Raw genomic sequence first — 18,147 nt, forward strand, 5'->3', positions numbered from 1 at the left:
GCTGCTACCAGGCCGACCAGAACCGGGTCAGCTGTCCGCCCACGGCCGACAGGTACGACGGCACGCCGGACAGCTCGAACAGCCAGTACACCGCCGAGAAGAACCACTGGTTGACGCCGGGGGCGAACAGCAACAGCAGCAGGATCAGGAAGCCCCACTGCTTGGCCGGCGCCACGGCCCGCTGCGTCTCGGGGCTCAGATGCGGCTCCAGCGCGCCGTACCCGTCCAGGCCCGGGATCGGCAGCATGTTCAGCAGGAACGCGGTGACCTGCAGGAAGCCGAGGAACGCCACCCCGGCCCAGAACACCGAGTGCGTGGGGTCGTAGAGCAGCCGGGTCAGCGTCAGCAACACGACCGCGAACACCAGGTTCACCGCGGGGCCGGCGAGACTGACCAGCGTGCGCTGCCGCCGCGTCATCCAGCCGGTCTGCACGTAGACCGCACCGCCGGGCAGACCGATGCCGCCCAGCGCGATGAACAGGATCGGCAGGCCCAGCGACAGCAGCGGATGTGAGTACTTCAGCGGGTTGAGTGTCAGGTAGCCGCGCACGGCGACGTCACGGTCGCCGAACCGCCAGGCCGAGTACGCGTGGCCGAACTCGTGCAGACACAGCGACACCAGCCAGCCGAAGATCACGAACACGAACACGCCGACGTACGCCATCGGCTCCGCCTGAGCGCCCGGCAGCCAGGCGAGCACCCCGCCGACGGCCGTCAGCGCGATCAGCGCGAGGAACCACGGGCTCGGCCGCACCGACTGGCGCAGCGGACGGATGCTCACTCACCCAAGCTACCTGCGGCCGACGCGCAACCAGCCCTCCGTGTGCCGGTAGAACGTCGAGCGCCGCAGCGGCCGCGGGCCGGGCACGCCGTCGCGGATCACCAGCGCGCCCGTCGTCCCGAGCTGCGCCGCCCGCCCGGTCACCCAGCGCCTGGGCCGCCACCGGCCCGCGAGCACGGCGGCGCGCAGGCCGGGCAGCTGCGCGGTCGGCTCGATGCGCACGGCCGGGACCTCACCGTCGAACAGCACGGTGTCGTCGACGACGGCCTCGCCGCGGATCGTGCGCTGCCCGTCGGCGGGCCGCCAGTGGGCCGCTCCGACGACGACGGTGCCGGTCTCGTCCCTGATCAGCGGCACCCGGGTGGCGGGCGCCGTCAGGGCACGCCGCGCCTGCCAGGGACGCCGGACGTGGGCCACCTCGACGTCGAGTCGGTCGGCGCGCAGCAGGGCGGTCAGCGTGGCGGCCAGATCCGCGGACGAGCCCACCACGACGACCCGGCGCCAGGCGGTGAGGCCGTCCAGTCCGGTGGTCGGCAGGTCGCGCAGCGCGCGCGGCGCGCGGCGGTCGCCGAAGGTCAAAACCGCGACGGGCGGGGTCTGGGACCGCGATCGGATAAGGTAGCTCACCGGCTGCACACACTATGCACAGCATTCGAGCGGGAGAGGCGCGGCATGCCGGCAATCGTCCTCATCGGCGCCCAGTGGGGTGACGAGGGCAAAGGTAAGGCCACCGATCTGCTCGGTGGCCGGGTTCAATGGGTGGTGCGTTACCAGGGGGGCAACAACGCCGGCCACACGGTGGTCCTCCCGACGGGGGAGAACTTCGCGTTGCACCTCATCCCGTCGGGGATCCTCACCCCGGGCGTGACGAACGTGATCGGCAACGGCGTCGTCGTCGATCCGGGGGTGCTGCTCACCGAGTTGCGCGGCCTCGAAGAGCGCGGCGTGGACACCGAACGCCTGCTCATCTCGGCCGACGCGCATCTGCTGATGCCGTACCACGTCGCGATCGACAAGGTCGTCGAGCGGTACGCCGGCAGCAAGAAGATCGGCACCACCGGCCGCGGTATCGGCCCGTGCTACCAGGACAAGATCGCGCGGCAGGGCATCCGCGTCGCCGACGTGCTCGACCCGGCGGCGCTGGCCGAGAAGATCGAGGGCGCACTGGAATTCAAGAACCAGGTGCTGGTCAAGATCTACAACCGCAAGGCGCTCGACGCCGGCGAGGTGGTGGAGAACCTGCTGGCGCAGGCCGAGGGCTTCCGGCATCGCATCGCCGACACCCGGCTGCTGCTGGGCACCGCGCTCGAGCGCGGGGAGACGGTCCTGCTGGAGGGCTCGCAGGGCACGCTGCTCGACGTCGACCACGGCACGTATCCCTTTGTGACATCGTCGAATCCGACGTCGGGAGGGGCGGCGGTCGGCTCCGGCATCGGACCCACCCGCATCACCACGGTGCTGGGGATCCTCAAGGCCTACACCACGCGCGTCGGGTCGGGTCCGTTCCCCACCGAGCTGTTCGACGAGTACGGCGAGTACCTGGCCAAGACCGGCGGTGAGGTGGGTGTCACCACCGGCCGTCGCCGTCGCTGCGGGTGGTTCGACGCGGTCATCGCGCGGTATGCCACCCGCGTCAACGGGATCACCGACTACTTCCTGACGAAACTCGACGTGCTGTCGAGCCTGGAGACGGTGCCGATCTGCGTCGGTTACACCGTGGACGGCAAGCGCACCGACGAGATGCCGATGACCCAGAGCGACATCGCCCGCGCCGAGCCGATCTACGAGGAGCTGCCCGGCTGGTGGGAGGACATCTCGGGGGCGCGGGAGTTCGACGACCTGCCCGCCAAGGCGCGCGACTACGTGTTGCGTCTGGAAGAGCTTGCCGGCGCCCATGTCTCGTGCATCGGCGTCGGTCCCGGGCGCGATCAGACGATCGTGCGCCGCGACGTGCTGGCGTGACGAGCCGCGATGAGCGCTTGCGCGAAGAGCAGATGAGCAGCGACCCCCGGACGCTCGATCCGGACTACGACACCCACGGCGGCTTCCCGAACTTCGAGCCGGCCACCCCCGGCCCGGGGTTCGGTCGCTTCCTCACGGCGATGCGCCGCGCCCAGGATCTGGCGGTGTCGGCCGCCCCCGACGCCGACACCTGGGACCGCGCGGCCGATCTGGCCGAGTCGCTGGTCGATCTGTTGGCGCCGTCCGAGGCCGGCGAGGGGGTGGGTCCGGCGAACCGGGTGCCCTCGCTGCCCGGTGCGGGCAGCCTGCTGATGCCCCCGTACCGGGTCACCGAATTCACCGCCGACGGCGTCGAGCTGCAGGTACAGTTCAGCCGGTTCTCGGTGGGCGGGAACCACGCCGTGCACGGCGGTGTGCTGCCGCTGCTGTTCGACTCGGTCTTCGGGATGGTGATCCACGCGACTGGGCGCCCGATCAGCCGGACCGCATTCCTGCACGTGGACTACCGCAAGGTGACCCCGATCGACACGGTGCTCACCGCGCGGGGCTGGCTGCGCGAGGCGCAGGGCCGCAAGGCGTTCGTCAACGCCGAGCTGCGCAACCCGGACGGCGACCTGCTCGCCGAGGCGAACGGATTGATGATTCGGCTGCTCCCCGGACAGCCGTGACGCTTGCTTCAGGGGGGCGATGGAGAAGGGCCTTCGCGACTTCCTGCTGATCTGGTGGCGGCAGCCGTTCGACTTCGCTTGGACGGCAAGGCATCTGCGCTCGCGGGGGATGCTGCGCATCCACCAGGTCTTCATCGGCGCCTTCTCGCTGCTCTACGGGCTCACCGCGCTGCTGACGATGCTGTGGGCGTCCCGCGACGGCGGCGCCGTCACCGGGCAGGCACTGGTGCTGGTGGTCGCGATCAGTTCGGCGGTGCTGGGGCTCATCTGGATCGTCGGCCCGTTCCCGACGAAACGGCAGTCGGCGGCCTTCGCGGTCTACGCCGACTTCGCGGTGCTCGCTGTGATCGCCTGCTATCAGGACGCCTTCACCGCGATGCCCGGGCTGGCGCTGCTGGCGGCCAACGGGATCTACATCGTGGTGGCCCACGGCCCGCGCGCGCTGGCGCTGCATCTGGTGTTCACGGTGGCGGCGTTCGGGTGGCTGTACGCGCTGGCTCTCGCCCAGGACACCGCCGAGCCGAGCGTGGTCACGGTGCGCCTGCTGGTGCTGCTGCCGACGGTGGTGGGCGTTCCGGTGATCGTGCAGTCCTACCTGCTGGCGCTGCGGATGGGAGCGGTCGACGCGCTCTACGACCCGCTGACCCGGCTGCTCAACCGGCGCGGACTGGACGACGAGGTCACCGGTCTGGTGCCGGCAGGCGGCGCGCACCTCGGGGTGCTGGCGGTCGACATCGACAAGTTCAAGGCCGTCAACGACGGCCACGGCCACGACGCGGGGGACCGGGTGCTGGTGTCGGTCGCCAACGCCGCGCGCGACGCGGTGACGTCACTGCGGGTGCGCTCGGTGATCGCCCGCACCGGCGGCGAGGAGTTCGTCCTCGTCGTCGACGCCGGCCCCCGCACGGTGCGGGAGGTGGCCGACCGGTTGCACCAGGCGGTGACCCGCTGTGACGCCACGGTGGTGCCGACGGTCAGCGTCGGCGTCGCGACGGCGTGGACGTCCGACCGGGAGCTGCCGGCGGCGATCCGGGCCCTCATCGAGCGCGCCGACGCGGCGATGTACCGCGCCAAGGGCGTCGGCGGCAACTGCACGTTCAGCGCAGATGACGCAGTTCCCGCCGGGGAGTGAGCGGGCGTGCCACGATGACCCGGTGACGCACTCCACCGGCCGCCCGCTGCGCAGCCTCTCGACGCCGCGTGCCGCCGCGCTGGCCGGGGTGCTGTTCGCGCTGCTGTTCGGCACCGTGCTGGTGGTGCTGCGCACGTCGCTGCCCGAGGGCGCGCAGCTCGGGTCGCAGTGGGTCGACGGCACGAGTGCGCGGTTGAAGCTGGCGATCGTGCTGATGCCGTTCTCGGGCATCGCGTTCCTGTGGTTCATCGGGGTGCTGCGCGACGGCCTGGGCCGGCTGGAGGACAAGTTCTTCACCACGGTGTTCATCGGCAGCGGGCTGCTGTTCCTGGCGATGATCTTCACCTCGACCGCGGTGGGGGCGGGTCTGCTGGCGAGCAAGCAGTTCGTCGCCGAGGCCGGGGCACGCACCGAGGTGGCCGCGTTCGGCCAGGGTCTGCTGGTGGCGCTGGCCAACACCTATGCGCTGCGGATGGCCGCGGTGTTCATGATGTCGCTGGCCACGATCTGGCTGCGGACCCGGCTGATGCCGCGCTGGTTGGTGGTGGTGACCTACCTGGTCGCGGTCGCCGTGCTGGTCGCCAGCGACGTCAGCCCGTGGACCACCGTCGCCTTCCCGGTGTGGGTGCTGCTGGTCAGCCTGCTGCTGCTGTTCACTCCTGCAGCGTCAACGCACTTGCCGGACAGAGCTTGACGGCTTCGCGGGCGTGGTCGGCGGCCTCCCCGGTGACCTCTTCGGCGAGGACCACCACGATGCCGTCGTCGTCCTGATCGAAGACCTCGGACGCCACCATCACGCAGTTGCCGGCCTGGATGCACAGCTCACGGTCGGCCGAAACCTTGCTCACCACAACACCTCCAACGACTTCAGACCGTAGATGAAATGGAACGACCGGAACTCCACGTCGGCGAAATCCTCGGCGGGCGCCAGGTTCGGGAACCGCCGCAGCAGCGCCGGGAACGCGATCTGCATCTCCATCCGGGCCAGCGGGGCGCCGAGGCAGTGATGCACGCCGTGGCCGAACGCGAGGTGGCCGGGCGCACCCCGCGCGATGTCGAGCGTCTCCGGTGCGTCGATGAACGCCGGATCGCGGTTGCCCGCGGGCAGTGACGCGAACACCAGTCGGCCCGCGGGGATCTCGACGCCGGCGATCTCGACGTCGGTGGTGGTGATGCGCGGGATCGAGGTCTGCACGATCGACAGGTAGCGCAGCAGTTCCTCGATCGCCGGGGCGACCGCGGCCGGGTCGTCGCGGACCGCGGCCAGCTGCTCGGGGTGGCGCAGCAGCGCCAGCGTGCCCAGCGCGAGCATGTTCGACGTGGTCTCGTGGCCGGCGAGCAGCAGCAGCCCGGCGACGCCGATCAGCTCGTCGTCGGTGAGCTCGTCGCCGTGGTCGCGCACCAGCATGCCGAGGATGTCCTCGCCGGGCTCGGCGCGGGCGCGGGTGACCAGCGACGCCATGTAGGCCCGGCCTTCCTGCTGCAGCTCGAGCCGTTCCGGTATCGGGATCGACAGGTCGAGCTGACGGCCGCTGCGGCGCTGGAAGTCGTCGCGGTCGGCGTAGGGCACGCCCAGCAGCTCGCAGATCACCAGCGACGGGATCGGCAGCGCGAAGTGTTCGACCAGGTCGGCCGGCGGGCCCGCGGCGGCGATCGCGTCGAGCTGGGCGTCGACGATCTCGACGATGCGGGGCTGCAGCCGCTTGATGCGCCGGATCGTGAACTCCGGGGTGAGCATGCGCCGAAGGCGTTGGTGCTCCGGCGGATCCAGGCCGAGCAGGTTCCCGGCCCGGTTGCGGGCCGCCTCCTGCTCGTCGATCGGCGGGGCACCGGGGACGACGAACCCGGGCGGCCGGCCGTTGGAGAACCGCGCGTGGTCCGACAGCACGGTCTTGACGTCGTCGTAGCGGGTGACGAGGAAGACCTTCATGCCGAACGCGTTGGTCACGCTCTGCACGCCGGCGCTGTCGCGGATCTCGCGCAGCGCCGGCGTCGGGTCGAGTCCGTCGCGGCGCATGTGCAGCGGGGGCAGCCCGGGCTCCGGTTCGGCGCGGGTGTCGGCCTGACTCATCACACGACGCTACCGGCCCGGCGGCGCAGCTACGGGTGCGCCGCCGCCCCGGCGCGGTGTCGTCCGCCGGCCCCGGCGGCGTCGGGTCCGTCGTCGGCGTCCTGCAGCGCAGGCCACCAGATCTTGGGACCGATCAGCGTGAACAGCGCCGGGATCACCACGGTGCGCACCACGAAGGTGTCCAGCAAAATGCCGAGGCCGACGATGATGCCGACCTGGGTCAGCGCGATCAACGGGAGCACGCCGAGCACGCAGAACACCGCGGCCAGCACGATGCCCGCGCTGGTGATCACCGCACCGGTCGCCGACACCGCCCGCACGATGCCGTCGCGGGTGCCGTGCTCCGGCGTCTCCTCCCGTGCCCGGGTCACCAGGAAGATCGTGTAGTCGACGCCGAGGGCGACCAGGAACAGCAGCGCGAACAGCGGAACGCTGTTGTCCAGGGCGGGGAACCCGAACAGGTGCACGCTCGCCCAGCCGCCGAGCCCGAGCGCGGCGAGTGCGCTGAGCACCGTGACCGCGACTAGGACCAGTGGTGCCAGCGCGGAGCGCAACAGGACGAACAGCACCAGCAGCACCACCGCGAGGATCGCGGGCACCACCACCGCGCGGTCGTGGCCGGCGGCCCCGGCGGCGTCGCGGGCCTTGGCGTCCGATCCGCCCACCAGGCCGGCGGGGTCGGCGCCGTGCACCGCGTCGCGCAGCGCGTCGATCGTGTCGAACGCCTCGTCGGTTGCGGGTGCTGCCGCGAGCACCACCGACCACTGGGTCAGGCCCTGCGGTGAGGTGCCCGCCGGGGTGGCGGAGACGACGCCGGGGGTGGCGGTGATCGCGCGCTGCACCTCGGCGGCGCGGTCGGTGGAGGCGATCACCAGGGTGGGATCGGTCAGGCCGCTGGGGAAGTGGTCGGCCAGTGTGTCGAAACCGCTGACGGACTCGGCCTGCACGCGGAACTGTTCGGTCTGGGACAGGCCGATCGGGGTGCGCAGCAGCCCGGTGCACAGCAGCGCCAGCGCGCCGATCGCGACGACGGACACCAGCGCGGGCCGGCGCGCCACGCCGTCGGCGACCCGGTGCCACGCCCCGCCTTCGGTGAGCGCGCTCGCGCCGACGCGGGGGATGAACGGCCAGAACAACTTCCGGCCGAACAGATCGAGGAACGGCGGCAGTACCAGCAGCACGAACACCGCGGCGACCACCAGGCCGGACGCCGCCTGCACCCCGAGGCTGCGGGTGCTCGGGGACGTCGCGAACAGCAGCGTCAGCAGGGCCAGCACCACGGTCGCGTTGCTCGCGATGATCGCCGGGCCGGCCCGGCGGACCGCGGTGCGCAGCGCGTCGTGGTGGGACTCGTTGCGGCCCAGCTCTTCTCGATAGCGGGAGATCAACAGCAGCGCGTAGTTGGTGCCCGCGCCGAACACGAGCACGCTGGTGATGCCCGTCGTCGACCCGTCGGGTGACATACCGAGCCCTTCGGCGACGGCGCTGCCGACCACGCCGCCGACCCGGTCGGCGAACGCGATGACGAGCAGCGGCACCAGCCACAGCACCGGTGAGCGGTAGGTGACGATCAGCAGCAGCGCGACCACCGCCGCGGTGACGGCCAGCAGCGTGAAGTTGGCTCCGGAGAACGAGTCGGCGATGTCGGCGCCGAACGCCGGTCCGCCGGTGACCTCGGCCTTCAGATCGGCCGGCAGGCCGTCGGTGGCCGCCCCGCGCAGCGCTTTGACCTCGTCGGTGAGCGCGAAGCCGGACAGGCCGGAGTTCAGCGGCACCACGGCGATGGCGGCCTGCCCGTCCTCGGAGACCTGCACGGGCGGTCCGGCGCTGCCGGCACCCGCGGCGGTGAGCATTCGCTGGCGCGCCTGGTCGGCCGCGTCCCGGTCGGCCGGGGACAGGGCGGCGCCGTCGTCGCGGGTCAGCACGAGCAGGACGGGCGCCTGGTCGCCGCCGGGGAATTCGGCGCGGACGGCGTCGGCGCGGGCCGATTCGGCAGCGGTGGGCACAGGCACGGGGGACTGATCGCCGGAGTCGCCGCCGCCGAGGAGGCCCATCAGCGCACCGGACGCGACGATGACGACGAGAGCGATCAGCCAGGAAAGTCGTCGGCTCATGCCCACGAATATTTCAGATAATTAACAATTAATCAAATGAACTTTCGGGCTATGGTGGGGACCGTGCAGGATCCCGACCGCCCGGCGCTGGAGGCGCTGATCGCCGCCGACGTGCGGGCGCTCACCGCCCAGTCCGATCAGATCGGTCACGATTTCGCCGGACGCCACGCGATGACGGCCAACGACTTCCGCGCGCTGCTGCACATCACGGTCGCCGAGACCACCGGCGAGCCGCTGGCGGCCGGCGAGCTGCGCACCCGGATGGGGATGTCCGGCGCCGCGATCACCTACCTGGTCGAGCGGATGATCACCTCCGGTCACCTGCTGCGCGAGCCCGACCCGGCCGACCGGCGCAAGGTGAAACTGCGCGTCGCCGAGCACGGCATGCAGGTGGCCCGCGAGTTCTTCACCCCGCTGGCCGAACACCTCCGCGAGGCGCTGGCGGAGCTTCCCGACGACGATCTGCGGGCCGCGCACCGGGTGTTCGGCGCCGTCGTCGACGCGATGGGGGCGTTTCGCGACGATCTCGCGGGCGATCCGGCCGGTGGTTCTGGCAGGCTGGAGGCTCGATGAGTGAGACGGGTGAGGGTGAGACGACGGCGGCCGAGCCGACTTCGGTGCTGCTGCTGAGCGGCGGCGAACGGACGCGGGAGCTCGCGCCGGCGTTCGAGCGGCTGGGTGCGCGGGTGACGGTCTCCGACGACATGGCGGCGATGACCGACGCCGACGCGCTGACCGGCCTCATCGACGCGACCGGCCCCCGGTTCGTGGTGGCCGATGCGGGCGGCGTGGCGACCGACGCGCTGCTCGCCGCCGCGGAGCGCGAGGACGTCGACGTGTTCCCCACCCCGCGCGCGCTGCGGTTGTCCGTCGACGGTGAGGGGCTGCGACGGCTGGCCGCCGACGAGCTCGGCCTGCCGACGGCGCCGTTCTGGTTCGCCGGCTCGGTCGAGGAACTCACCGCGGTCGCCCAGCACGCCGGTTTCCCGCTGCTGGTGAAACCGGTCGCCGCGGTCCCGGGTGAGGGAGAGTCGGTGGTGCTGCGCTCCGACGACGTCGAGCCTGCGTGGCGGCGCGCGGTCGCGGGCGGCCGGCTCAGCCTGCACCGCGTCCTGGCCGAGACGGTGGTCGAGGTCGACGTCGAGGTGACGCTGCTGACCGTGCGCACCACCGGTCCCGCCGGTCCGACCGTGCACTTCTGCGAACCGATCGGCCATCACCGGCCCGCCCCCGGCACGCTGGAATCCTGGCAGCCGCATGCTCTTTCGCCGGCGGCCCTGGACGCGGCGAAGTCGATCGCGGCGCGGATCGTCAACTCGCTGGGCGGGCGCGGTGTGTTCGCGGTCGAGCTGCTGGTGCGCGGCGACGAGGTCTACTTCACCGATGTCCGGCCGCGGCCGCAGGACAGCGCGCTGGTGACGCTGCGCTCGCAGCGGCTGTCGGCCTTCGAGCTGCACGCCCGGGCCATCCTCGGCCTGCCGGTCGACACGATCATGATCTCCCCGGGCGCGATGGAGATCGTCGACGTCGACGTCGACGCCGATCCCGATGTCGGCGACGCCACGCTGCGCGCCGTGCTGGCCGACGCGCTGGCGGTCGCCGAGAGCGACGTCCGGCTGTTCCCGGCGGGCGAGGGGCGCGGCCGGCGGACGCTGTCCACCGCCACGGCCCCGGATCCGATCGTGGCCCGCGACCGCGCCCGCCGGGTGGCGTCCGCGCTGCGCAGGTTGTCGTGACCGAACCCGACGACACGTCCACCGGCTCGACCGCGACGCCGTTTCTGGGTGCACTGGCAATCATTGTGGCCATCGTGATCGCAATCTGGCTGTTCAACGTGTTCTCCCACGACGAGCTCACCGACTCCCAGCAGATCGGCCGGGCCGCGGCCGGCCAGAACGACGCGCTGCAGCGCGGCGACTTCGCGGATTTCCGGTCGTTCACCTGCGCGGCCGAGGCTGGTGACGAATCGAAAGTGACTGCGGCCCATCGTGACTCGGTGGCCAAGCGGGGTGAGCGGTTCGTCGACGGCGTCTTCGACGTGGCCGTCGACGGGGACCGGGCGACCGCCTCCGTCACCTACCACTTCGACAAGGATCCGGACGCGAAGCAGACCGTCGAGGCGACCTTCCTCAAGGAGGCCGGGGCCTGGAAGGTCTGTTCGACCGGTCCCAGCTAGCTGTGGGACACTCACGACCGTGAGCTACGCCGGAGACATCACGCCTGAGGAGGCCTGGAAGCTGCTGAGCGAGAACCCCGATGCGATGCTGGTGGACTGTCGCACCGACGCCGAATGGCGCTTCGTCGGCGTGCCCGACCTGACGTCGCTGCGCCGCGACACGGTGTTCATCGAGTGGAACCGCACGGACGGCTCCCGCAACACCGGCTTCGTCGACGACCTGCTGGCCGCCGGGATCACCCCGGGTGACCGGCCGGTGGCGTTCCTGTGCCGGTCCGGCAACCGGTCGATCGGCGCCGCCGAGGCGGCCACCGAGGCGGGCATCGGCCCGTCCTACAACATCCTCGACGGCTTCGAGGGCAACCTCGACGAGCACAAGCATCGCGGCGGCACCGGGTGGAAAGCCGTCGGCCTGCCCTGGACGCAGTCATGAGCGAGTCGATTCGCACCCCGGCCCCGCTGCCCGAGGGCGTCAGCCAGGCCACCATCGGCGTCCGGGGCGGGCTGTTGCGGTCCGGCTTCGAGGAGACCGCCGAGGCGATGTACCTGACGTCGGGTTACGTCTACCAGACGGCCGCCGACGCGGAGAAGGCCTTCACCGGCGAGGTCGACCGGTACGTCTACTCGCGCTACGGCAACCCGACGATCTCGATGTTCGAGGAGCGGCTGCGCCTGCTCGAAGGCGCCCCGGCCTGTTTCGCGACGGCCACCGGGATGTCGGCGGTGTTCACCGCCCTCGGCGCGCTGCTCGGCGCGGGCGACCGGTTGGTCGCCGCCCGCAGCCTGTTCGGCTCGTGCTTCGTGGTGTGCAACGAGATCCTGCCGCGCTGGGGCGTCGAGACGGTGTTCGTCGACGGCGAGGACCTCTCCCAGTGGGAGGAGGCTCTGTCGGTACCGACCCAGGCGGTGTTCTTCGAGACGCCGTCGAACCCGATGCAGTCGCTGGTCGACATCGGCGCGGTCTGCGACATGGCCCACGCGGCGGGCGCAAAGGTGGTGCTGGACAACGTCTTCGCGACGCCGATCCTGCAGCAGGGCTTCCCGCTGGGTGTCGATGTCGTCGTGTACTCGGGTACCAAGCACATCGACGGGCAGGGCCGGGTGCTCGGCGGCGCCATCCTCGGTGACAAGGAGTACATCGACGGACCGGTGCAGAAGCTGATGCGCCACACCGGGCCTGCGCTGAGTCCGTTCAACGCGTGGACGCTGCTCAAGGGTCTGGAGACGTTGGCACTGCGGGTGGACCACCAGAACACCTCGGCGCTGCGTGTCGCGGAGTTCCTCGAGTCGAGTTCAGCCGTCAGCTGGGTGAAATACCCGTTCCTGGAGTCACATCCGCAGTACGACCTGGCCAAGCGGCAGATGACCGGCGGCGGCACGGTGGTGACGTTCGAGCTCGCCGGCGGCACCAAGGAGCGGGCGTTCGAGGTACTCGACAAGCTGAAGATCGTGGACATCTCGAACAATCTCGGCGATGCCAAGTCGTTGATCACCCACCCGGCGACCACCACCCACCGCGCGATGGGGCCGGAGGGGCGGGCCGCGATCGGGCTGGGCGACGGCGTCGTTCGCATCTCGATCGGTCTGGAGGGCACCGAGGACCTGATCGCCGACCTGGCCCAGGCGCTGGCGTAGGTGTCGCGGCGATCCGAGCAGAAGAAGGCGCGCCGCAAGAAGCGGCGCGCGGTCCGCGATGACGCCTGGGTTCCGGCGCGCGTCGCCGAACAGCTCGAAATCGCCGCCGAGCTCGAGGATTTCGACGCCCGTCTGACGGAGCGCGGCTGGGAGTTCTCCGAGGACGTCGACGACGAGACCGGCGCCGCCTGGTACTGGCCGGCGTCTGAGGCCGAGGTCGCCGACGAGGACGAGGTCGTCAACGTGACGGTGGTGCTGCTGACCCCCGAGGACGAGGGCGAGGTGGCCCACGTGGTGTTCGTCGGCACCGCCGACGACTACCAGTTCAACCTGGCCGAACTGTTCGAGCACCTCGACACGATCGAGGCCTACCGCCTCGGCGATCCGATGCCGTCGTTCGAGTAGGAGCCCACCATGGTCGAACCCGCGGACACCATCTACGTCGGCGGCGACATCGTGACCATGGACAGAGCTGCACCTCGTGCGCAGGCACTCGCGGTGCGGGCCGGGCGGATCACCGCGGTGGGTGATCGCGCCGACGTCGTCGCTGCCCACCACGGCGGCGCCACCGAGGTCGTCGACCTCGACGGTGCGGTGCTGCTACCCGGATTCATCGATCCGCACAGCCACTACATCAACTCGCTCAGTGTGGCCAACCAGGTCAATGTGTTCGCCCCGCCTGCCGGACCGGGTGCCGACGTCGCCGCGATCATCGCTGCGCTCACAGCGTTTCGGGACCGCCACCCGATACCGGCGGGGGACATGCTCGTCGCGTACGGCTACGACGACACGATGATGCCCGGCGGCCGCACCCTGAGCAAGGACGATCTCGACGTCGACTTCCCGGACACGCCGGTTCTGGTGGGGCATGTCTCGATGCACGGCGCGGTGCTCAACAGCGCGGCGATGCGCATGTTCGGCATCTCCGCCGACACGATCACCCCGCCGGGCGGGGTGATCGTCCGCAAGGACGGCTCCGACGAGCCCGACGGATTGGTCATGGAGACCGCGTTCCTGCCGATCTTCGCGGCCATGCCGAAGCCGACGCCCGCCCAGGAGGTCGAGTGGAGCCGCGCCGGCCAGATGCTCTACGCCGCAGCAGGAATCACCACTGCGCACGAGGGCGCCTCGCACGCCGCCGACATCGCGCTGATGCAGCGCGCTGCCGCGGGAGGAGCGACGCTGATCGACGTCGTCGCGTATCCCTTCATCCTCGACCTGGACGAGATCCTGCAGTCGAATCCGCCGGAGACGTTCGGCCGGTATGTCAATCGCCTCAAGCTCGGAGGGGTCAAGGTGACACTCGACGGCTCGCCGCAGGGGCGGACCGCCTACTTCACCACCCCGTACCGGGTGGAAGGCCCGGACGGACAACCGAACTGGCGCGGCGAGCTGCCCTTCTCGCAGGACACCGTCAACGGGTGGTTCAAGCAGGTGTACGACCTGGACCTGCCCCTGGACATCCACGCCAACGGCGATGCGGCCATCGACGTCGCGCTGGCCGCCCACTCGTTCGCCGCGGCCGATGACCTCGGCAGGGCGCGACGCATCGTGATGGTCCACTCCCAGTTCGTCCGCCGGGATCAGCTGGCGCGCTTCGTCGAGTACAAGATCATCCCGTCGTTCTTCACCGAGCACGCCTTCTACTTCGGGGACGCCCACATTCATCTGCGCGGCCGGGAGCAGGCGGACTTCCTGTCGCCGATGCGCGCGGCGATCGACGCCGGGCTGCGGCCGACCAACCACACCGATTTCGTCGTCACCCCGCTCGATCAGATGTTCCTGCTGTGGACGGCGGTGAACCGGGTCTCGCGTGGTGGTGCCGTCCTCGGCGCCGATCAGCGCATCACGCCGTGGGAGGCGCTCGAGGCCATCACCGTCAATGCCGCGGCGCAGTACGGCGAGGAGTCGCGCAAGGGCGCGCTCCGGCCCGGCATGCTCGCAGATCTCGTTGTGCTGGAACAGAATCCGTTGACGGTGGATCCTGAGGCGATCAAGGACATCGCGGTGGTGGAGACAATCAAGGAAGGTCAGACGGTCTACCGGGCCTAGGTTCTGGCTCCGGCCGTCTGCATGATCGCCGTGCTGACCGCTGCGGGTGCGTCCAGGGGGACGAACGTCGACGCGTGCGGCACGTCGACGGTGGTCGCATCGGGGAACAGCGCGGCGAGGCGGCGCCCGAGTGCCGGGGTGAAGCAGCGGTCGTCCTGGCCCCACGCCACCGTCACCGGTTTGGTGAAGCGGTGCAATCGGGGTGCGACGTGGGTGAGGTCGGTGCCGCCGATTCCGCGGGCCAGCGCGGCGAAGTCGCCGGCGATGCGCCGGTCGGTGCGCGCGGGCGTCAGCCAGGATGCGGTCAGCGCCGGATCCAGGTTCTTCGCGAGCAGGCCGTAGCCGAGCGGTGAGTGCCGCAGTGCTGTCGGGCCCATGGTCGCCATCAGCGAGGTGACGGCCGGACGGGTGCGCATCACCGCGAAGACGGCGTTGAAGGGGAACGGCGGAAACTTGTCGAACGCATCGCAATTGGTCAGCACGAGGCGGCCGATGCGCTCGGGGTGGGCGTCGATCAGGAACTGGCAGACGCCACCGCCGGTGTCGTTGCCGACCAGCGTGACGTCGTCGAGGTCCAGGGCGACGAGGAAGTCGTGCACCAGATCCGCGACACCGGTGGGCGTCAGCGCGGCGCGGTCGTCGACCGGGATGCGGTGGGCGCCGAGGGGGAGGTCGGGTTGCAGGCAGCGGAACCCCTGGCCGGCCAGGTCGGCGGCGACGGCGTCCCACAGCCGGGAGTCGACGAGCGCGCCGTGCACGAAGACGACGGGCGGGTAGGCGGAGTCCTTCGGGCCCGACTCGCGGTACTCGACGGTGGCCGCAGGCACGGTGACGGTGGGCATAGCGGTTATCCTTCTCGTCGACATTTACAAACACTGAGTACGAAAGTTACGTACAGCCTGTATGAAAGTCAACCCCCCGCCCCGGCGGTCCCAGGCGGAGCGCACCGCGGCCACGCGTGCGAGCCTGCTGGCTGCATCGCGGAAGTTGTTCGCTGTCAATGGTTTCGCCGACGTGTCGACGCAGTCGATCGTCGAGGCGGCGGGGGTGACCCGCGGTGCGCTGTACCACCAGTTCGCCGACAAGACCGAACTGTTCGCGGCGGTCTACGAGGAGATCGAGGGTGAGCTGGTCGCGGACATCGTCACGCGGCTCGGCGAAGCGGCGCCGGCTGATCAGCGGCAGGCGATGAAGACCGGCGCGCGGCTGTTCCTGGACCTCTGCTCCGCGCCCGAGGTGCAGCGGATCATGCTGGTCGACGCGCCGGCGGTGCTGGGTTGGGAGCGGTGGCGCGCGGTCGGGATGAAGTACGGGCTCGGCGTCATCGAGGCCATGCTCGGTCAGGCGATCGCCGACGGGGTGATCCCGGATCAGCCGCGGCGGCCGACGGCGCACGTGCTGCTCGGCGCACTCGATGAGGCGGCGCTGTACATTTCGCGCGCCGAGGATCAGAACGCGGCGAAGCAGGAGATGTACGCCGTGTGCGACCGCCTCATCGACGGCATCGCGCGCTAGCAGTCACAGGTGATGGCGTCCAACGGCGCCGTCAGCGGATCCTTGGCGCGGACGATCCGGCCGCGATCCGTCTCGACGGGATAGCCTTCGCGGGCCCAGTATTCGAAGCCGCCGAGCATCTCCTTGACCTCATAGCCCAGTTTCGCGAACTCCAGTGCGGCACGGGTGGAGCCGTTGCAGCCCGGCCCCCAGCAATACGTCACGACGGGCACGTTCCGGGGGATCTCCCGGGGCGCCCGTGCGGCGATCTCCGCGGTGGGCATGTGGACCGCTCCAGCGATACGCCCCTGGTCCCAGGCGCTTCTCCCGCGGGAGTCGACGAGCACGAACAGAACACCGTTCTCCTGGTCGGCGTGCACATCCGAAGCGTCGGTCTCCGCGGCGAGTTTGCCGGCGAAGTGAGCCACGAGGAGTTCCGTTGGGTTGGCAGCGACTGGCATGAGGAAACGATATTCCGGACGCGGGCTGCCTTCCAGGGAAGTATCGCGTCGTTACCGCGAATCGAGCGGCTATTTCGTGGCATCTTGTCGTCATGGCCGCGAATCTCCCGTTTGGGCTCGACAAGGTCGACACGGCAATTCTCCAGGCGTTGCAGACACACGGGCGGCAAAGTGTCGCGGAGCTGGCCAGACACATCACCATGAGCCACAGCGCCACCGCCGAACGCGTACGTCGGCTCGAGGAATTCGGTGTGATCACCGGTTACGGCGCTCACGTCGACCCGGAACGGCTCGGATTCTCAATCTTGGCCTTTCTGCGGCTGCGCTACCCGAGCAGTAACTACGACCCGCTGCACCGCCTCCTCGCCGATCTGCCTGAAGTCCTCGAAGCTCACCACGTCACCGGCGACGACTGCTTCATCATGAAGGTCGTCGCAACCGACATCAAGCACCTCGAACGGCTCAGCGGCAGGATCGGCACACTCGGCAGCGTGACCACCAGTGTCGTCTACTCCTCGCCGCTGCCATCGAGACCGTTGCTGCCCCCCGAGGGCGACAGTTAGTTCTTGTCGGCACCCTCGACGACGCCGAGTGCTGCCTGCGCGCGCTGTTCGTAGCTCTGCCGCTTGGTGGTGTCGAACTCGAGGAAGACGTTGTCCAGGCCGAGTTTCCGGTTCATCCAGCGTCGTCCGCGCGGGCCCAGCATCTGGGCGGCCTGTGCGGTGAACCGCAGGAACGGCGGCACGGACACGTGCGTCTTGGGCTTGTTGAGCGTCTTCACGATGGCTGCCGCGATGTCCTCGGGCTCAACGGGTTTGGTGCCCGGGGTCTCCTTCGTGCCGGAGATGAGCTCGGTGTTGGTGAAGGGCGGCATCACCACCGAGACGTGCACGCCGTGCGGGGCGACCTCGTCGGCGAGCGCGGCGGACAGTCCGACGACGCCGAACTTCGCGCCCACGTAGACGACCTGACCCGGTACGGGGATGACGCCGGAGAGCGATGCGATGTTGATGATGTGGCCGCGCCGGCGGGCGATCATGTCGGGCAGGGCGAGCTGGCAGCCGGCGATGACGCCGTAGAGGTTGACCTCGATCGACGACCGGATCGACTGCTCGGACTGCTCGAGGAACGGTCCGATCGGCATGACGCCGGCATTGTTGATCAGCACGTCGATGTGGCCGCCGCCGTCGGTGCGGGCCTTGTCGAGGAAGGTCGCGAACGACTCGCGATCGGTGACGTCCAGCGGGTAGCCGGATACCGGTCCGAGGTTGGAGAGCTTGGCGACCGAGGATTCCTGCAGGGCGACGTCGCGGTCGCCGATGACCACGCGCGCGCCGCGCTCGAGGAGGGCGGTGGCGGTGGCGTAGCCGATGCCTCGTGCCGCCCCGGTGATGGCGATGGTCTTACCGCGGATGTTGTCCATGTGGCCGAACTTTACACGTGTCAAGTTTTGGACGGAAGTGCCCGTCCCCTACATCATTTCCAGCCTCGTGGAACATCCATCCACAGATTTCTCGGCACTGTCCGAGTTATCCACAGCACGATGATGAGTGCTGCTGAGCTGCACGGATAGCACTAAAATCGAACGTATGTACGATTCC

The 18,147-nt window shown here is 70.0% G+C and carries 21 protein-coding genes; 13 read left to right on the forward strand and 8 right to left on the reverse strand.

What is annotated here, in order from left to right; all coding sequences use genetic code 11:
- Window positions 1-4: 4 nt before the first annotated feature.
- Complete coding sequence (locus tag MCHLDSM_RS12550) at window positions 5-781, reverse strand: site-2 protease family protein (protein WP_048470383.1); 777 nt, start codon at window positions 779-781, stop codon at window positions 5-7.
- A 9-nt stretch (window positions 782-790) separates the two neighbouring features.
- Window positions 791-1,408 (reverse strand): peptidase M50, encoded by a 618-nt coding sequence (locus MCHLDSM_RS12555; RefSeq protein WP_407661863.1) that lies wholly within the window; start codon window positions 1,406-1,408, stop codon window positions 791-793.
- A 45-nt stretch (window positions 1,409-1,453) separates the two neighbouring features.
- Here MCHLDSM_RS12555 and MCHLDSM_RS12560 point away from each other — a divergent pair, with 45 nt between their 5' ends.
- From MCHLDSM_RS12560 to MCHLDSM_RS12575, 4 genes are read left to right on the forward strand one after another with little or no spacing between them, the layout of a single operon-like run.
- Window positions 1,454-2,743 carry an adenylosuccinate synthase gene (locus tag MCHLDSM_RS12560; protein WP_048470384.1) on the forward strand — a complete coding sequence of 430 codons (1,290 nt, stop codon included), beginning with the start codon at window positions 1,454-1,456 and terminating at the stop codon, window positions 2,741-2,743.
- Between the two features lie 32 nt (window positions 2,744-2,775).
- Window positions 2,776-3,411: a PaaI family thioesterase gene (locus MCHLDSM_RS12565; RefSeq protein WP_048470670.1), complete on the forward strand. Its 636-nt coding sequence runs from the start codon at window positions 2,776-2,778 to the stop codon at window positions 3,409-3,411.
- Between the two features lie 19 nt (window positions 3,412-3,430).
- Window positions 3,431-4,543, forward strand: a complete 1,113-nt coding sequence (locus MCHLDSM_RS12570; protein WP_048470385.1) for a GGDEF domain-containing protein — start codon at window positions 3,431-3,433, stop codon at window positions 4,541-4,543.
- A 22-nt stretch (window positions 4,544-4,565) separates the two neighbouring features.
- Entirely contained in the window at window positions 4,566-5,237 is a 672-nt protein-coding gene (locus MCHLDSM_RS12575; RefSeq protein ID WP_048470386.1) for a hypothetical protein, read from the forward strand.
- Here the strand turns inward: MCHLDSM_RS12575 and MCHLDSM_RS12580 are convergent.
- The 3 genes from MCHLDSM_RS12580 to MCHLDSM_RS12590 are packed head-to-tail and all read right to left on the reverse strand — an operon-like array spanning window position 5,197 to window position 8,728.
- The gene (locus MCHLDSM_RS12580; RefSeq protein WP_048470671.1) at window positions 5,197-5,337 is read right to left on the reverse strand and encodes a ferredoxin; all 141 of its coding nucleotides are present in this window, start codon (window positions 5,335-5,337) and stop codon (window positions 5,197-5,199) included. The genes MCHLDSM_RS12575 and MCHLDSM_RS12580 overlap by 41 nt on opposite strands.
- A gap of 50 nt (window positions 5,338-5,387) precedes the next feature.
- Window positions 5,388-6,614 (reverse strand): cytochrome P450, encoded by a 1,227-nt coding sequence (locus tag MCHLDSM_RS12585; RefSeq protein ID WP_048470387.1) that lies wholly within the window; start codon window positions 6,612-6,614, stop codon window positions 5,388-5,390.
- A gap of 29 nt (window positions 6,615-6,643) precedes the next feature.
- Window positions 6,644-8,728, reverse strand: coding sequence for an MMPL family transporter (locus tag MCHLDSM_RS12590; protein ID WP_048470388.1), 2,085 nt, complete (start codon window positions 8,726-8,728; stop codon window positions 6,644-6,646).
- A 36-nt stretch (window positions 8,729-8,764) separates the two neighbouring features.
- Between MCHLDSM_RS12590 and MCHLDSM_RS12595 the strand changes: the two genes are divergently transcribed.
- From MCHLDSM_RS12595 to MCHLDSM_RS12625, 7 genes are read left to right on the forward strand one after another with little or no spacing between them, the layout of a single operon-like run.
- Window positions 8,765-9,301: a MarR family winged helix-turn-helix transcriptional regulator gene (locus MCHLDSM_RS12595; RefSeq protein WP_407661862.1), complete on the forward strand. Its 537-nt coding sequence runs from the start codon at window positions 8,765-8,767 to the stop codon at window positions 9,299-9,301.
- On the forward strand, window positions 9,298-10,464 hold the full coding sequence (gene purT, locus MCHLDSM_RS12600) for a formate-dependent phosphoribosylglycinamide formyltransferase (protein ID WP_048470389.1): 1,167 nt from the start codon (window positions 9,298-9,300) through the stop codon (window positions 10,462-10,464). The genes MCHLDSM_RS12595 and purT overlap by 4 nt, the downstream gene beginning before the upstream one ends.
- Complete coding sequence (locus tag MCHLDSM_RS12605) at window positions 10,461-10,904, forward strand: Rv0361 family membrane protein (protein ID WP_048470390.1); 444 nt, start codon at window positions 10,461-10,463, stop codon at window positions 10,902-10,904. The genes purT and MCHLDSM_RS12605 overlap by 4 nt, the downstream gene beginning before the upstream one ends.
- Before the next feature lie 19 nt (window positions 10,905-10,923).
- A complete protein-coding gene (locus MCHLDSM_RS12610; protein WP_048470391.1) occupies window positions 10,924-11,337 on the forward strand; it encodes a rhodanese-like domain-containing protein in 414 nt (137 codons plus the stop codon).
- Window positions 11,334-12,539: an O-succinylhomoserine sulfhydrylase gene (locus MCHLDSM_RS12615; RefSeq protein WP_048470392.1), complete on the forward strand. Its 1,206-nt coding sequence runs from the start codon at window positions 11,334-11,336 to the stop codon at window positions 12,537-12,539. The genes MCHLDSM_RS12610 and MCHLDSM_RS12615 overlap by 4 nt, the downstream gene beginning before the upstream one ends.
- Entirely contained in the window at window positions 12,540-12,944 is a 405-nt protein-coding gene (locus MCHLDSM_RS12620) for a hypothetical protein (RefSeq protein WP_048470393.1), read from the forward strand.
- Between the two features lie 9 nt (window positions 12,945-12,953).
- A complete protein-coding gene (locus MCHLDSM_RS12625) occupies window positions 12,954-14,591 on the forward strand; it encodes an amidohydrolase (protein ID WP_048470394.1) in 1,638 nt (545 codons plus the stop codon).
- Here MCHLDSM_RS12625 and MCHLDSM_RS12630 read toward each other — a convergent pair.
- On the reverse strand, window positions 14,588-15,433 hold the full coding sequence (locus tag MCHLDSM_RS12630) for an alpha/beta fold hydrolase (protein ID WP_048470395.1): 846 nt from the start codon (window positions 15,431-15,433) through the stop codon (window positions 14,588-14,590). The genes MCHLDSM_RS12625 and MCHLDSM_RS12630 overlap by 4 nt on opposite strands.
- A gap of 61 nt (window positions 15,434-15,494) precedes the next feature.
- Between MCHLDSM_RS12630 and MCHLDSM_RS12635 the strand changes: the two genes are divergently transcribed.
- Window positions 15,495-16,106 carry a TetR/AcrR family transcriptional regulator gene (locus tag MCHLDSM_RS12635; RefSeq protein ID WP_048470396.1) on the forward strand — a complete coding sequence of 204 codons (612 nt, stop codon included), beginning with the start codon at window positions 15,495-15,497 and terminating at the stop codon, window positions 16,104-16,106.
- On the opposite strand, the gene MCHLDSM_RS12640 is transcribed toward MCHLDSM_RS12635, so the two are convergent.
- Window positions 16,103-16,546: a rhodanese-like domain-containing protein gene (locus MCHLDSM_RS12640; RefSeq protein WP_048470397.1), complete on the reverse strand. Its 444-nt coding sequence runs from the start codon at window positions 16,544-16,546 to the stop codon at window positions 16,103-16,105. The genes MCHLDSM_RS12635 and MCHLDSM_RS12640 overlap by 4 nt on opposite strands.
- A 92-nt stretch (window positions 16,547-16,638) precedes the next feature.
- Between MCHLDSM_RS12640 and MCHLDSM_RS12645 the strand changes: the two genes are divergently transcribed.
- Entirely contained in the window at window positions 16,639-17,109 is a 471-nt protein-coding gene (locus MCHLDSM_RS12645) for an Lrp/AsnC family transcriptional regulator (RefSeq protein WP_048470398.1), read from the forward strand.
- On the opposite strand, the gene MCHLDSM_RS12650 is transcribed toward MCHLDSM_RS12645, so the two are convergent.
- Window positions 17,106-17,969 carry an SDR family oxidoreductase gene (locus MCHLDSM_RS12650; RefSeq protein ID WP_048418894.1) on the reverse strand — a complete coding sequence of 288 codons (864 nt, stop codon included), beginning with the start codon at window positions 17,967-17,969 and terminating at the stop codon, window positions 17,106-17,108. The genes MCHLDSM_RS12645 and MCHLDSM_RS12650 overlap by 4 nt on opposite strands.
- Window positions 17,970-18,147 lie beyond the last annotated feature (178 nt).

Source organism: Mycolicibacterium chlorophenolicum (genome assembly GCF_001044235.1).
In the GTDB taxonomy this organism is placed as follows: Bacteria; Actinomycetota; Actinomycetes; order Mycobacteriales; family Mycobacteriaceae; genus Mycobacterium; species Mycobacterium chlorophenolicum.